At 45.4% G+C, this 13,421-nt stretch carries 13 protein-coding genes; 6 read left to right on the top strand and 7 right to left on the bottom strand.

What is annotated here, in order from left to right; translation table 11 throughout:
- Positions 1–47 precede the first annotated feature (47 nt).
- Together ACMXYU_RS13440 and ung are read left to right on the top strand one after the other, a co-directional pair.
- Positions 48–488, top strand: a complete 441-nt coding sequence (locus ACMXYU_RS13440) for a hypothetical protein (RefSeq protein ID WP_415901128.1) — start codon at positions 48–50, stop codon at positions 486–488.
- Positions 489–495: 7 nt separating this feature from the next.
- Positions 496–1,176 carry a uracil-DNA glycosylase gene (gene ung, locus ACMXYU_RS13435; RefSeq protein WP_415899075.1) on the top strand — a complete coding sequence of 227 codons (681 nt, stop codon included), beginning with the start codon at positions 496–498 and terminating at the stop codon, positions 1,174–1,176.
- Here the strand turns inward: ung and ACMXYU_RS13430 are convergent.
- From ACMXYU_RS13430 to rsgA, 6 genes are all read right to left on the bottom strand, one after another.
- Positions 1,151–2,407, bottom strand: coding sequence for a GGDEF domain-containing protein (locus ACMXYU_RS13430; protein WP_415899074.1), 1,257 nt, complete (start codon positions 2,405–2,407; stop codon positions 1,151–1,153). The genes ung and ACMXYU_RS13430 overlap by 26 nt on opposite strands.
- Positions 2,408–2,500: 93 nt before the next feature.
- Entirely contained in the window at positions 2,501–3,517 is a 1,017-nt protein-coding gene (locus tag ACMXYU_RS13425; protein ID WP_415899073.1) for a YgfZ/GcvT domain-containing protein, read from the bottom strand.
- A 178-nt stretch (positions 3,518–3,695) separates the two neighbouring features.
- A complete protein-coding gene (gene asd / locus ACMXYU_RS13420; protein ID WP_415899072.1) occupies positions 3,696–4,568 on the bottom strand; it encodes an archaetidylserine decarboxylase in 873 nt (290 codons plus the stop codon).
- A complete protein-coding gene (locus ACMXYU_RS13415; protein WP_415899071.1) occupies positions 4,568–5,380 on the bottom strand; it encodes a sulfurtransferase in 813 nt (270 codons plus the stop codon). The genes asd and ACMXYU_RS13415 overlap by 1 nt, the downstream gene beginning before the upstream one ends.
- An 81-nt stretch (positions 5,381–5,461) precedes the next feature.
- A complete protein-coding gene (locus ACMXYU_RS13410; protein ID WP_415899070.1) occupies positions 5,462–7,090 on the bottom strand; it encodes an HDOD domain-containing protein in 1,629 nt (542 codons plus the stop codon).
- Positions 7,091–7,132: 42 nt separating this feature from the next.
- Positions 7,133–8,161, bottom strand: coding sequence for a small ribosomal subunit biogenesis GTPase RsgA (rsgA, locus tag ACMXYU_RS13405; protein ID WP_415899069.1), 1,029 nt, complete (start codon positions 8,159–8,161; stop codon positions 7,133–7,135).
- 204 nt (positions 8,162–8,365) lie between these two features.
- On the opposite strand from rsgA, the gene orn reads away from it, so the two are divergent.
- Positions 8,366–8,872, top strand: a complete 507-nt coding sequence (gene orn, locus ACMXYU_RS13400) for an oligoribonuclease (RefSeq protein WP_415894498.1) — start codon at positions 8,366–8,368, stop codon at positions 8,870–8,872.
- On the opposite strand, the gene queG is transcribed toward orn, so the two are convergent.
- Complete coding sequence (queG, locus tag ACMXYU_RS13395; RefSeq protein WP_415899068.1) at positions 8,869–9,993, bottom strand: tRNA epoxyqueuosine(34) reductase QueG; 1,125 nt, start codon at positions 9,991–9,993, stop codon at positions 8,869–8,871. The two genes, orn and queG, sit on opposite strands and share 4 nt — an antisense overlap.
- Before the next feature lie 70 nt (positions 9,994–10,063).
- Between queG and ACMXYU_RS13390 the strand changes: the two genes are divergently transcribed.
- The 3 genes from ACMXYU_RS13390 to ACMXYU_RS13380 are packed head-to-tail and all read left to right on the top strand — an operon-like array spanning position 10,064 to position 13,407.
- Complete coding sequence (locus ACMXYU_RS13390) at positions 10,064–11,584, top strand: NAD(P)H-hydrate dehydratase (RefSeq protein WP_415899067.1); 1,521 nt, start codon at positions 10,064–10,066, stop codon at positions 11,582–11,584.
- Positions 11,577–12,056, top strand: a complete 480-nt coding sequence (gene tsaE / locus ACMXYU_RS13385; protein ID WP_415899066.1) for a tRNA (adenosine(37)-N6)-threonylcarbamoyltransferase complex ATPase subunit type 1 TsaE — start codon at positions 11,577–11,579, stop codon at positions 12,054–12,056. The genes ACMXYU_RS13390 and tsaE overlap by 8 nt, the downstream gene beginning before the upstream one ends.
- A 22-nt stretch (positions 12,057–12,078) precedes the next feature.
- Positions 12,079–13,407, top strand: a complete 1,329-nt coding sequence (locus ACMXYU_RS13380; RefSeq protein WP_415899065.1) for an N-acetylmuramoyl-L-alanine amidase — start codon at positions 12,079–12,081, stop codon at positions 13,405–13,407.
- Positions 13,408–13,421 lie beyond the last annotated feature (14 nt).

The following is a 13,421-nucleotide window of genomic DNA, read 5'->3' as shown; positions in this document are numbered from 1 at the left end:
ATGGTTGTTCTATATCGTTAGGTAAAAAAGGAAGAGATGCTGTGGCGATGAACTGGTTATTCCCAACAGAAAAACGCTCTATACCGGCTAAGCGCTGGTTGGGTATAAGTTTGCGAACGATTCATCTCGTTGGAATTGCGGGTTTGGCTGGTGCCTATCTTTTTCAGCAGCCAGAGAGTAGTTGGTATCCTTATCTGCTTATGACCCTTGTTAGTGGTTTTCTGATGGCCGCTATGGAAGCGTATGGAGATGGTATTTGGTTGATACAGCTCAGAGGCACTGCTATCGGCATTAAGCTACTGCTTTTATCCACCGTATTTTGGTGGTTTGAGCAGCCAAATGCTTATATCTATTTTCTAGCAATTATTATCTCTGGCATCGTCTCTCACGCCCCTGGAAAGTTACGATACTATTCCATCTGGCATCGTAGGGTCATTACAGAGCCTGTTGAGTTAAGTTCTAACGAAGTTAAAAATTGTGGTGGTTGATACTAATATGGCACTTGAAAACGCTCCAAGCTGGCAAGCTGTTTTGGCTGAACAATTTCAGCAGCCTTATATGCTGGCTCTTAAAGAGTTCCTTAAAGAGCAAAAAACTCAGCGTAAAATTATCTACCCCCATTCAGATAATTGGTTTCATGCTTTAGAAACGACGCCTTTGGATGATGTTAAGGTCGTGATTTTGGGTCAGGACCCTTACCATCAACCAGGTCAAGCTCATGGGCTTTGCTTTTCTGTGATGCCGGGGGTCAAAGTGCCGCCCTCTCTTGTGAATATCTATAAAGAGCTAGAGAGTGATTTAGGGCTTCCTCGAGCTGATCATGGTCATTTGGAATCATGGGCTCAGCAAGGGGTTTTGCTACTCAATAGCGTACTAACAGTGGAGGAGAGCAGTGCGGGTGCTCATCAAGGTAAAGGCTGGGAAACATTTACCGATCAAATTATCCAAGCAGTAAATCAACATTGCGATAATGTCGTATTTCTTCTTTGGGGTAGTTACGCACAGAAAAAGGGAGCCTGTATTGATCAAGAAAGGCACCTTGTCTTAAAAGCACCTCACCCTTCACCTCTGTCTGCTCATCGCGGTTTCTTGGGCTGTCAGCATTTCAGTCAAGCCAATCAGTATCTGCAGCAGCAGGGTAAAGTGCCTATCAATTGGCAGCTTCCGTCTCTCTAGATTTTAACGATAGCGGTAATTCAGACTGCGTAACCGGGCTGGAGGTAAAGTAGCAATGCTGACCTCGCCCGCGCTTTTTACTTTCATACATTGCTATATCGGCGCAGTGCAATAATCCCTCGAAGTCTATAGCGTCTTTTGGAGCAAAAGCAGTACCTGCGCTACAGCGTATATGCAGTGCTGCTGGGGTTTCGAGGATCGGATGATTCAGACGTTCATGGATGCGTTCCATAATCTGATCCAACGCTTCCTGTGCTTCAAACATGCTGTCTGCTTGAATCAGTAAAATAAACTCGTCACCGGCAAGGCGAGCCAATATATCATCTTCACGAAGGATTTGATTAATGGCTGTTGTGAAGTTGGTGAGAACTTTGTCGCCAACGTTATGACCGTACTCGTCATTAATAGGTTTGAAGAAATCTAGATCGATAAAAGTAAGGGATAAAACGCTCTGTTTTCTTTGGGCTCGACTGATCGCTTGTTTGGTAATGGCTTCAAGCATTTTGCGATTGGGCAGGCCGGTTAACTGATCTGTATGGGCGAGCTCTTTTAGACGTCGATTTTGCTCGGATATCTGTGTGTTAGCTAAAGCTAACTTTTGTGTATAGCGAGTTCTGCTATCGGTAAAGCGGCGAACCGAATACCCGGATATTAACGTCATGGCGACGATGGCTAGAAGCAGTAAAGCGAGGAGAGAGTTTTGAGCGGTGTCTTCATAACTAATACGCATTTTGAGGGAGCTTTCTAAGGCATTTGCCTTCTGAATGATCTCCATAAAAATCTTGTCTTGGTGTTGTTCTCTCTCTGTTCCTGCAGCCGATTCCTCTAGGTCTACATGCCTTTGGTCGATCGATTTGCGGAGCTGCTGTAGCTTGTAAACAAGCCGATTGGCTTGCAGCCTCAGCTCTTTGTATTCTAAAGGTTGGTAGATATTCTGTTTAAGGGTGCCGCCATCCAAAATGGCATTGGCGTACCAAGTTGCCTGATCTAAGTGTGTATAGACGGTGTCGATGGATACAGAAGGGTCACCTGCGGAGATTTCTTCAAACCAAAGATGGGCTTGAGCTACCTCAAGTTTGATCTCCATAGAGGCATCGAGCCATGGGATGAATTTTTGCAGGGTGCTTTGTGCACTAAGGTGAATATAAAGGAGAAGCAGTAAGCACAGAGTGGCTGTTGCACCAGTAAGCAATAAAGGTACTCTCGGACTGGTTGGTGCCGAAGTTGTCATCCTTGAGCCTCTCCCTAGGCCTTTTACGAAAGTTGTATGGGAGTGTCGCGTTTATTGCTTTCTGGGTCAACAGTTGTCTTCTATTTGTTCAGCTTATTTTGGCTCAAATAGTTTTGGGTCCAGCTCGTAAGGCAGTGTGGATAACTCCAGAGCTGCATCTCCAATTTTAAGATCGCCTTTCTCGGCAAGTGTTTTTACCAGTACAGCCAATACGCGGTAACGGTTTTCGCCACAAGGTGCAGCTATTACTACTTGGCCTGCTTTTGGTTTGTCTGGGCTACTTACTTCTTGGCCTGGCTTTGGTTGCTGATTAGCTGTGATTTCAGCAATGTACATCGGCTTTTTCAGCTGTCCGCGATGTTGTAGACGGGTAATGATCTCTTGTCCTGTATAGCAGCCCTTACGGAAGCTAACGCCGCCCAATGCTTGGAAGTTAGTCATTTGAGGAATGAAGGCTTCCTGAGTTTCTGCGCGAAGGTCAGGGATTGCTGCGTCTATTTCGCTCAGTACCCAATCATCGGTTGAGCCAATGCCTACTTCGTCTTGAAGGTTTTGGATTAGCTCTACTAGAGCGCTATTTTCCATCCAAATTTCGTAGCGGTTGCCAGGCACGCGAACAACAACGCCGTTACTTAGGCTAATAATGCCGTCGTCTTCAGTTGGTGATTGTTCGAATAGCTGTTCTATAAGTGCCTGTGCACCAGGGCCTGTCAGGCCAATGCCACCTACTTGTGCGCTAACATCTTCCGCTTCCGCTTTGGAAAAGATCATGTACTTTTTCAGGTTATTGGTAGCGCTGTCAAAAATATCATGGCTCATACGCAACCAAACGTGATCTTCGCCTCGTTTAAGCATACGGAATAAGCTAAGCATATGGCCTTTAATATTACAGTGAGCGCCTAGAGCACTGCCGCGTGCGAAGACTTCTGAGACATCACAGGTCAATTGGCCTTGAAGGAATTTTTCAGTATCCGGACCTGCTATAGATAGAACGCGTTGATGTAGCAGTGGGATAATTTGGGTCGTTTTGGCGGTTGTACTGAGTACAGCTGTGTTGTCAGTATTGAGTTGAATATTTTTATCTTTTAATAATTCAATCAGATTGCTCATCGTACATTAATACCTAGACTGTGACTCTACACTCCTAGTGTATGCTAAATACAAACTGAGGACAGCAGACAAAGTTTATGGTTATTCAGAATGAGATAAATCTTTCTGGCTAACCTTTCAGTGCACCTTGTGAAAGTTGAATTTAGGAAGCAAGGTGCACAAATACAACAGAGGATGTTTAAGCGTCGACTTTCTTCGCTATCATTTTTCCAAGCTCAACTGGGCTCTCTGCGGCTAGCTCCTCTGCCCAAGAGATCTGCTCTTTGCTAAACAGCAATACAACAGTTGAGCCAAGCTTAAAGCGCCCCATCTCTTCGCCTTTCTCTAAAGTAATAGGCTCAGGAGAGGTCGGGCTGAAACTTGTGTGAACAGGGCGTTTTAGCGCAGGTGCTTCTTGTCCTGACCAAACAGTTTCAATGCCAGCCACAATCATTGCGCCGACTAACACCATCGCCATAGGGCCGTATTCTGTGTCGAAGTAAGCAACTAGGCGTTCGTTACGGGCAAACAATTGATCAACGCCTTCCGCTGTTGTCTGGTTTACAGAAAAAAGATCGCCAGGAACATAGGTAGTATGGGTTAGCGTGCCTTTTACGGGCATGTGAACGCGGTGGTAATCTCTTGGAGAGAGATAAATGGTCGCAAACTCACCATCAATAAAATCTTTTGCTCTTTCTTGATCGCCACCTAATAGCGTTGCTAAACCATAGCCACGGCCTTTTGCTTGAAAGATACGACCATGTTCAATCTTGCCTAGCTGGCTAATTGCGCCATCTGCTGGGCTAGCGATATGAGTTGCATCCATATCGATGGTACGTGCACCGTCTTTTAATTCACGGGTGAAAAAAGCATTGAAACTAGGGTAATTGGTTGGAATCTCTTCACGAGCTTCCGTCATATTGATCTGATACTTCTTGGCGAACCATTTAATAAATGTGTTTTTCACCCAAGGAGTTTGGCAGTCTGCAATCTTGCCTACCAAGCGTGATAACAAATGCTGAGGCACGACATGTTGAAATAAAATAAACAGACGGTCAGTAAAGCTTTTCATTATTTCTCCACAGGAGTGTTTGGAAGGTTGCCCCATTCGAACCATGAGCCGTCGTAGCAGCGAATGTTTTCAAATCCGAGGTGTTTAGCAACCCAGTAGGTTAAACCTGAGCGGCGGTGAGTTTGGCAGTGGGTAATGATAGTGTTGTCGGGATTAATCCCTGCTTCTGCCAGTAAGGATAACAATTCATCTTTAGGTTTTAGGCGAAGATCAGAATCGCTTATCAAGCAGTCAGTCCATTCGAAATGTTTAGCACCTGGAATATGGCCGCCTTTTTGAGCATTGATGACCTTTTCACCGCTGTATTCTGCTGCGCTACGTGCATCCCAGATGGTGCAGTTAACGTCATCTAGGTGCGAAAGAATAAAATCCGCATCAGCAAGCAGAGAGCCATCATAGTTGATTTCGTGATTACTTGGTGACGGTTGGTTCTTTTGCTGTTCAATTGCCAAGCCTGCTTGTTTCCAAGCGTCGAATTGGCCGTTTAATACAGAACAGTTCTGGTGGCCTAATATGTTTAGCGTCCACATGAAGCGGCCAGCCCAAGGGCCTTTTTGATCATCATACGCAACAACCCATGTATCAGGTGTGATACCCAATTCATTATAAAGAGCAGCGAGTTTTTCTTTGGTCGGAACAGTATTTGGAACTGGTTTTTCACCATTTAACAGGCGGCTTGAAGCTAAGTGAATGGCACCTGGAATATGGCCAGCTAGATAGTTTTCTTCGCTGGAAAGATCAATTACCAGTACCTGAGGGTCGTCGAGATGCTGGTGTAAAGTTTGCGCCTCAACGCTTAAAGGTAAATTCATTCAGTCACTCCAAAAGAAAGGGCTGGTCAAAGATAATATTGGGATTGTTGCCACTTATTCAAGCGTGCTGATATACCGGTCTTATTTAAGCATCTTTTTTAGGCTTAAAGTGGCAGCTGAACAGAGGTAGCGGAATCGCTCATGGTGGAAATCACTAATTTCAGGGCCGTGACTACCGTAATCGGCATGAATAATCGCAATTGGCTTCTTGCCAAAGAAAAGAGACATTAACAGGAATCCATTTGGGTTGCCCCAGCTTCGATAGACTTCTGGCAACATCGGATTCATTTTGTCGATGTTTTCAGGCTTCACCCAAATACACCCAGGTTTTTCTTTCAGCTTTTTAAATAGGCTTGGGATCTCTAAATCGTATTGGAATGTCGACATCGGATGCTTGTCTTCGAACCCAACGGCAAAAGCTGTTTTCATACTGTTTGTCTTTGGGTTGACGAGGAACATACATACTCGCTCAAAGCCTAAGCCACGGTTAGTACCTTGGATTAACCCCTGAAGGATATGTTTAGGCTGCGTATATAGATCGTAACCCTTTAGGAACCTTTCAGCGATTTGATCGTAGACGTTTTGATCTTGGAAATCTGGTTTGGCGGGCAAGCTGATCTCGGTTTCAACGATCTCTTCAGGTTCGGGCGTTGGTTGCGGAACTTCGATTTGAGGTTTGGTTACTTCCGGTAGGCTTGCCGATAGAATGTGGCTCTCTTTTTCGGATAGGCGGTAATTAATTTGTTTATCCGAAGGAAGCATGATCATCTCAGCTGCAGGAGCTAAGGTGCCTGCTACATGGTACAAAGAGGATGCGCGAGCACAGTTCTTATGCAGCATGTTAATAGTGTCAGCAATCTCGCCTTTGAGATAATCGTTAATGATATCGATTATCTTCATAGTTTTGGTCTGTTGCCAGCCTAAGTTAGCTGTCAAAGCGATCCAATTTGCGAGTTTTACCGGGAAGAACTTCTCTTGAACCAAATGATTGATTTCACGAAGGTCCTCGTCTGTCAGGCGAGGGTCACCAAGCGCTCGTTGATGGAGTTGCGCTAAGGTCTTTTTGTTGGGCGATGTTTCATGTTCCAAGCTGATCGATGCTAATTCGGAAATGCCCCAGTGTTCGATTAAGCCATGAGATATCTCTTGTATTGTGCAGCCTAGTACATCTGTTTCTGCGAGAACTACATCGGTACGCTCTTCTCTGAGTTTGACTTGGATCTCACTCATATGCAGAGCCGCATGCTGCCAAAGCATCCAGTGTCCGACGCCGTAAAACAGTGCGGCAAGATGAGTTTCTTCAACAAAAGGTGCGCGGCGAATTTCGAGCCAATTTGAGGCTTGGGTTGCTGCATGATGGCTTATGGCGATGTAACGGAAGTACATCTTTTGAGCAACGCTAGATGGGTTTAGTTTGAGTGCTGTTGTTCCTTTTAAAACCGCATCAATATTATCTAGGCCTAGTGAGCTTATGGCGTGGTCAATGCTGGTTACTTTTGAATCGACTTGGTTATGTAATTCAGATGCCTTTCTGACCATATGTAGACACAAAACCGGATCTGATTTAATGATTCGGTTAAGAGTTTGAAGGGTAACGTTGGGGTCTCGTAACTGTTTTTGCAGACGACGAAGAACACTGTTTCTGACAGGCAATGGGCGATCCTTCAGGTACTCAACCCAACTCTCCACTCCGTATGGGGACTCTGACATCTGTTCTCCGCCTGATTCCAATATTGAAACTATGGACCAAATTTAACTATTTTGCTCTTCAATAGAACTAAGAATATGTTTGTAGCTCTTCCAACGGTATTCGCTGATAGTACCATCTTCAACAGCCGACTTTAGTGCACAGCCAGGTTCTTTTTCATGTTTACAATCGCGAAAACGGCACGACCCAGCTAAAGGCTGTAACTCTTTGAAACCATTGATAACATCATCAGGCTCAATATGCCACAAACCAAACTCCCTAATCCCAGGAGAATCGATTAAGTCACCGCCATCTGGGAAGTGGAATAATCGTGCTGTTGTAGTAGTGTGTCGGCCTTTTTTTGTTTGAGTTGAGAGTGAGCCTACTTTTAAATCTACACCAGGCAGCAACACATTGATTAAAGAGGATTTCCCGACACCGGATTGACCAACAAACACGCTGATACGATTGTCGAGATAGCTCTTTAGATCAGCTAAGCCTTCTTCACTAGAACTCGATGCAAGCAGAACGGTATAACCTATATCTCTATAACGTTGTAGCATTGCGTCAATCTCTTCACGATTGCCATCATTTAATAGGTCGGTTTTGTTTAATAAAATTACTGGTTCTATACCGCTTAATTCTGCTGCCACTAGGTAGCGATCAATAAGATTGGCATAAGGTGTGGGTTCAACCGCTACGGTGATAACAATAAAATCGATATTTGCGGCTACAGGCTTCATATCGCCGTATGGGTTCGGGCGCAGTAGTTCACTTTTACGCTCTAGCTTTGCTACGACTACGCCGGTATCTTTACCTTCACGCCAGATAACTCTATCGCCGGTAACCAATTGGCCTAAGTTAGTACGCATATGACAACGAATAATCTCACCTTGGTTGTCACCTTCGGTTGCTTCTACATCAACTGTGCGCCCAAAATGAGAGATAATTAAACCGTGCTGCTCTGGGCCGAGGTCGCTGCTATCCAATTGCTGTTCAATCGCGGCATCTTTTTTCGATGCGCGAGCGGCGCGTTCGTCTTGGATCTTCTGGATGCGCCAGCTTTGACGGCGAGTTAATTTACGTTTTGCCATAATGAGTTAGCAGCGCTTTAAAGCGCGAGTGCTAATAGTCTCCGTTAATATCGAAGCAAGATGTTAGAAGGTAGGGTATTCTAAGGGAAAGTCAAAGAACCTGCGAATTAAGTCCGCTATTCAGTGACATAGGTAGGTGAAAACGTCATTTTTGGAGGTAATAAGGTGGTAAGTAAGGAAAATCTGATCTGGATTGATCTAGAGATGACTGGTTTGGAGCCCAAAACGGATGTCATTATCGAGATCGCAACCATCGTCACTGATTCTGATCTGAACATCTTAGCGGAAGGCCCAACGCTAGCAATTCATCAAACTGATGAAATCTTGGACGGTATGGATGAGTGGTGTACCAATCAGCATGGGAAGTCAGGCCTTACCCAGCGCGTTAAAGATAGTCAGGTAACTGAAGCACAGGCGGAAGCGCAGACAATTGAATTTTTAAAGCAGTATCTGGAAGCAGGGGCTTCGCCAATGTGCGGAAATAGCATTGGTCAGGATCGACGTTTCCTGAATAAATATATGCCTGAGCTAGAGGCATTCTTCCATTACCGAAATCTTGATGTGAGCTCTTTAAAAGAGCTGGCGAAACGCTGGAAGCCAGAAGTCGCTAAAGGCGTTGTGAAAAAAGGATCTCATCTGGCGCTAGACGATATCAAAGACTCAATTGAAGAGCTTAAGTACTACCGCGAGCACTTTATTAAGCTGGATTAAAACCGAATTTTTTTACGGCGAGGGTGGGTCTGAATAGGAAGAGTCTGCGCAGCAGTTCTACTTTCTAGTTGCTTTAGGGCCCACTCAACGTGCTCGCGAACGATATCAGATTCGTGGGTACGTCTACTTTCTAAAGCTTCAATTACTGCATTGCTACCGTTGCTGTTTCCCAATGCCACAGCAATGTTTCTCAGCCAGCCAATATGCCCTGTTCTTCTGATTGCCGAGCCTTCGGTTTTTTTTAAAAACTCTTCTTCGGACCAAGTAAACAGAGTTACTAACTCGATATCATCTAATTTTTGTCGTGGATGAAAGTCACTTTCTTGAGTGAAATCTGAGAAACGATTCCAAGGACAAATTAACTGACAATCATCGCAACCAAAGATCCTGTTGCCCATCAGAGGACGTAACTCTTCAGGAATTGAACCACTCAGCTCAATGGTGAGATAGGAGATGCAACGGCGTGCGTCCAAAACATGCGGTTGCGGAAAGGCCTTGGTTGGACACACATCCAAGCAAGCTCTGCATTTACCACAATGATCTTCTGTAACGGGCTCGTCTATTGGTAATGGTAGGTTGATTAAGAGCTCGCCAAGAAAGAATAGGGAGCCAGCTTCACGGTTGAGAATTAGGGTATGTTTGCCTCGCCAACCAATACCGGCTTTTTCCGCTAATGGTCTTTCCAAAATAGGAGCGCTATCCACGAACGCTCGGTAGACCGATTCGCCAATCTCCTGCTCAATTCTTTTGCCGAGCTGGGTCAAACGTTTTCTAATCAGTTTGTGATAATCTCGACCTAAGGTGTAGCGCGATACATAGGCTTTATCGTTATCGTCGAGGATCTTTGTGATCTTGGTGTCGGGTGGCAGATAATCCATGCGAACGCAGATGATACGTTGCGCTTCGGGTACTAAACTATTAGCAGAGAAACGTTTATCTAAATGGTTCTCTAGATACGCCATCTCTCCATGGAAGCCGTTACTAAGCCATTGTTCGTAATGCGCTTGTTCTTGGCTTAAATCGCAGTCGGTAATTCCACATTGCTGAAAGCCAAGTTCCTTTGCCCACATTTTGATCTTTTGGGCTAACGCTTTCAGGGATTCAGTTGGCATATCTGTCATGGTGTCTGCTTGCCTAAATAGGCACAGGTTCCTCTATAATGGCAGAAATTCAAAGGAGTTCGCAGAGCAGATGTCCATCAACAGAGCTGTCTTACCCGCACCATTATACACTGCCGAACAAACTCGAGTGTTGGATGATACCGCAATTACTCAGTTTGGTATTCCGGGTATTCGCTTAATGCAGCGAGCAGGCCATGCGGTGTTTGCTGAAATACTTGATCGTTTTCCGCAGGTAGAGTCGTTAAGCATTGTTTGTGGCGCAGGTAACAATGGTGGCGATGGCTTTGTGGTAGCGGCCCTCGCTATCAATAAAGGCTTGCGGGTGCAGTTAGTCTGCGTAGGCAAAGCCGATTTCTCCTCGCAGCTTAGTGGTGAAGCACTACAGGCTTGGGAACAGTTGCAGCCGATAATTGGAAACATAGAGGTGGCATCTGCAGGTTCCGAGCTATGGGGCGATCTTATTGTAGATGCGCTGTTGGGTACGGGGCTGACGGGTGAAGTCAGGGAGCCCTTTTCAAGGGTGATCAGGCAGATTAATCGCAGTCATAAACCAATATTCGCAGTTGATATTCCCTCAGGTATTTGCGCTGATACCGGTGCTGTTTTAGGTGTGGCTGTACGAGCAGATATCACATTAAGCTTTATTGGTCTTAAACGTGGTTTGTTTACCTCAGAAGGGGTCAACTATCGTGGCCAGATTCTATTTGATGACTTAAAAGTGCCTGATGAAGTTTATGACCTGGTTACGGTAGATGTTTTTCGAACCACGGAGAGCGATTTAGCTGAGCTGCTACCTGCGAGGGAGCGCAATGCACATAAAGGTAAGTTTGGTCATCTGCTAGTGATTGGCGGTAATTCTGGTATGGGGGGAGCGGCCCTTTTAGCTTCTCAGGCAGCGATGCGAAGTGGATCTGGTTTAGTGTCTTTGGCGACCCGTTCAGAGCACGTAACGGCTTCATTAACACGCTGTCCTGAAGTTATGGTGCACCCTGTTGATTCAACGGGGCACTTATTACCCTTATTGGATCGTGCGGATGTGATTGTCATAGGGCCGGGTCTTGGGCAAAATGCGTGGTCCGATCAGATGTTGCGTGCTGCGCTTGCAACCGAGAAACCGTTGGTTTTGGATGCTGATGCGCTGAATTTAATTGTTGAAAAGTCTTTGTTTGCCTCTCTGAATCGGAAAAATTGGATCTGTACCCCTCATCCGGGAGAAGCATCCAGAATCATGGATAAGTCTGTAACTGAGTTAGAAACTGATCGTTTCGCATCGGTTGAGTGTTTGCAGCAAATTTGTGGTGGTAGCGTTGTTTTAAAAGGTGCGGGTTCGTTGGTCAGTGCTGGTGAAGTAGTTTATCTTTGTGACGCCGGTAATCCGGGTATGGCGGTTGCTGGGATGGGAGATGTTTTGTCGGGTATTTGTGGCGCGCTCCTAGCTCAAGGCTTATCACCTGAGAATGCCGCTCGTTTGGCGGTGTTTATTCATGCTAAAGCCGCTGACTACGTTGTGAAGCAACAAGGTGAAATAGGTTTAATCGCATCAGATCTGTTTGATGCAATTCCAAGAGTAATAAATAGTAAGTATGAGTAATCAGTATCAAGTAAAACTATCCGATGAAGAGGCGATGATCGCATTCGGCCATAAAATTGCGAATGCAGCAGCGGGTAGAGGTGTTATTTTCCTTTTAGGTGACTTAGGTATGGGTAAAACAACCCTAAGTCGCGGTATTCTTCGTGGTTGTGGTCATCAAGGTTCGGTTAAGAGTCCTACCTATACGCTGGTGGAGCCTTATGAAGTAGGTGAACAGCAGATTTATCACTTTGATTTGTATCGGTTGTCGGACCCTGAGGAATTGGAATTTCTTGGTATTCGTGATTATTTTGAAGATAAGGCATTATGTTTAGTTGAATGGCCAGAAAGAGGGCAAGGTATTCTGCCTGAGGCTGATTTGTTGTTGCAGATTGAGCTTGATGGTCGCGGACGACAATTAACTTGGACACCACAGTCTGGATTAGGCCAGCAGATGGCCGATAAGTTATTGCAAGCGACTGAAGAGAAGTAAGAAGGGGCTAAGCTTAAGCACTATGCGAATGAGCGCTTTCCGGCATGTTTTTGCTGGATTATTAGGTTGTTTGATTTTTATCTGTAGCGCGATTACTCATGCTGCGGATGTTAAAAATGTGCGTATCTGGTTAGCGCCGGATCATGCTCGTCTCGTATTTGATATGAGCGGTCCTGCATCTCACAAAGTGTTTACACTCGATAAGCCTGACCGAATTGTGCTTGATATTGAAAAGGCGTCGTTAAAAGCTGGGCTGGATAAGCTTGGTTTAGATAAAAGCCCGGTCAAAAAGATTCGTTCCGGTAAAAACGGTCAAACCCTTCGCCTAGTATTGGATCTCAAAAGGGCGGTTCGCCCCAAAAGTTTTGAATTAAAGCCCAATCAAAAATACGGTCACCGACTCGTATTAGACCTTTACGAAAAGTCTTCGCTCAAAACAGTTAAGAAAACGGCCAAACCTAAAGCCGTAGCGGGTCGCGATATTGTGATCGCTATCGACGCAGGTCATGGTGGTGATGACCCAGGGGCCATTGGGCCTGGTGGAGTTCGAGAGAAAGATGTTGTGCTTGCGATCGCTAAAGAACTAAAACGACGTTTAGACGCTACCCCTGGTTACAAAGGCAAGCTAACACGTACGAGTGATTACTATGTAAGTTTACGCGGTCGAACGAAAGCTGCCCGTAAGCATAATGCCGATCTTTTTGTCTCTATACACGCGGATGCCTTCAAAGATGCACGTGCCCGAGGCGCATCAGTCTGGGTTCTATCGTCCCGTGGGGCAAGTAGTGAAATGGGTCGTTGGTTGGCGCGTAAAGAAAATAGTACCGACCTCATTGGTGGTGTAGGTAGCGTTAGCTTAGATGATAAAGATAATGTGTTGGCGAGCGTGTTGCTCGATATGTCGATGACCGCTAGTCGTGAGGACAGCCGCTCTATCGCCAAACAGATTCATGGCAATATAAAGCGCTTCGCTAAAATGCATAAACCCCATGTAGAGCAGGCGGGGTTTGTTGTCTTGAAATCGCCTGATATCCCATCGATTCTGGTTGAAACAGGCTTTATCTCGAATCCTGGTGAAGCTGCTAAGTTAAAGACCAAAAGCTATCAGAAGAAGATGGCGGGTGCTGTCTTTAAAGGGATTACTCAACACTTTGAGCGTAAGCCGCCTGCGCTAACGTATATCGCGCAGCGTAGAGAAAAAGATAATCGTACATACAAAGTGGTTCGTGGTGATACGCTATCGGTGATTGCTTCTCGTAACGGTGTCTCTCTATCCTCATTGCGCAAAGAGAACAACTTGAAAAATGATCGAATTAAGATCGGTCAGGTTTTACGTATTCCAACCAGCTAGCCTCAGCTAAATCC

Source organism: Neptuniibacter sp. QD48_11, assembly GCF_047778095.1.
GTDB lineage: Bacteria > Pseudomonadota > Gammaproteobacteria > Pseudomonadales > Balneatricaceae > Neptuniibacter.
Note: the sequence above shows the minus strand (reverse complement) of the source record. Positions and strands in the feature narration are given on the sequence as shown.

Coding starts and splice junctions, on each gene's coding strand:
- ACMXYU_RS13415 (WP_415899071.1), bottom strand. CDS start 5,380: ATGAATTTACCTTTAAGCGTTGAGGCGCAAACTTTACACCAGCATCTC.
- orn (WP_415894498.1), top strand. CDS start 8,366: ATGACTGGTTTGGAGCCCAAAACGGATGTCATTATCGAGATCGCAACC.
- ACMXYU_RS13425 (WP_415899073.1), bottom strand. CDS start 3,517: ATGAGCAATCTGATTGAATTATTAAAAGATAAAAATATTCAACTCAAT.
- ung (WP_415899075.1), top strand. CDS start 496: ATGGCACTTGAAAACGCTCCAAGCTGGCAAGCTGTTTTGGCTGAACAA.
- queG (WP_415899068.1), bottom strand. CDS start 9,993: ATGACAGATATGCCAACTGAATCCCTGAAAGCGTTAGCCCAAAAGATC.
- ACMXYU_RS13410 (WP_415899070.1), bottom strand. CDS start 7,090: ATGTCAGAGTCCCCATACGGAGTGGAGAGTTGGGTTGAGTACCTGAAG.
- asd (WP_415899072.1), bottom strand. CDS start 4,568: ATGAAAAGCTTTACTGACCGTCTGTTTATTTTATTTCAACATGTCGTG.
- ACMXYU_RS13390 (WP_415899067.1), top strand. CDS start 10,064: ATGTCCATCAACAGAGCTGTCTTACCCGCACCATTATACACTGCCGAA.
- ACMXYU_RS13440 (WP_415901128.1), top strand. CDS start 48: ATGAACTGGTTATTCCCAACAGAAAAACGCTCTATACCGGCTAAGCGC.
- rsgA (WP_415899069.1), bottom strand. CDS start 8,161: ATGGCAAAACGTAAATTAACTCGCCGTCAAAGCTGGCGCATCCAGAAG.
- ACMXYU_RS13430 (WP_415899074.1), bottom strand. CDS start 2,407: ATGACAACTTCGGCACCAACCAGTCCGAGAGTACCTTTATTGCTTACT.
- tsaE (WP_415899066.1), top strand. CDS start 11,577: ATGAGTAATCAGTATCAAGTAAAACTATCCGATGAAGAGGCGATGATC.
- ACMXYU_RS13380 (WP_415899065.1), top strand. CDS start 12,079: ATGCGAATGAGCGCTTTCCGGCATGTTTTTGCTGGATTATTAGGTTGT.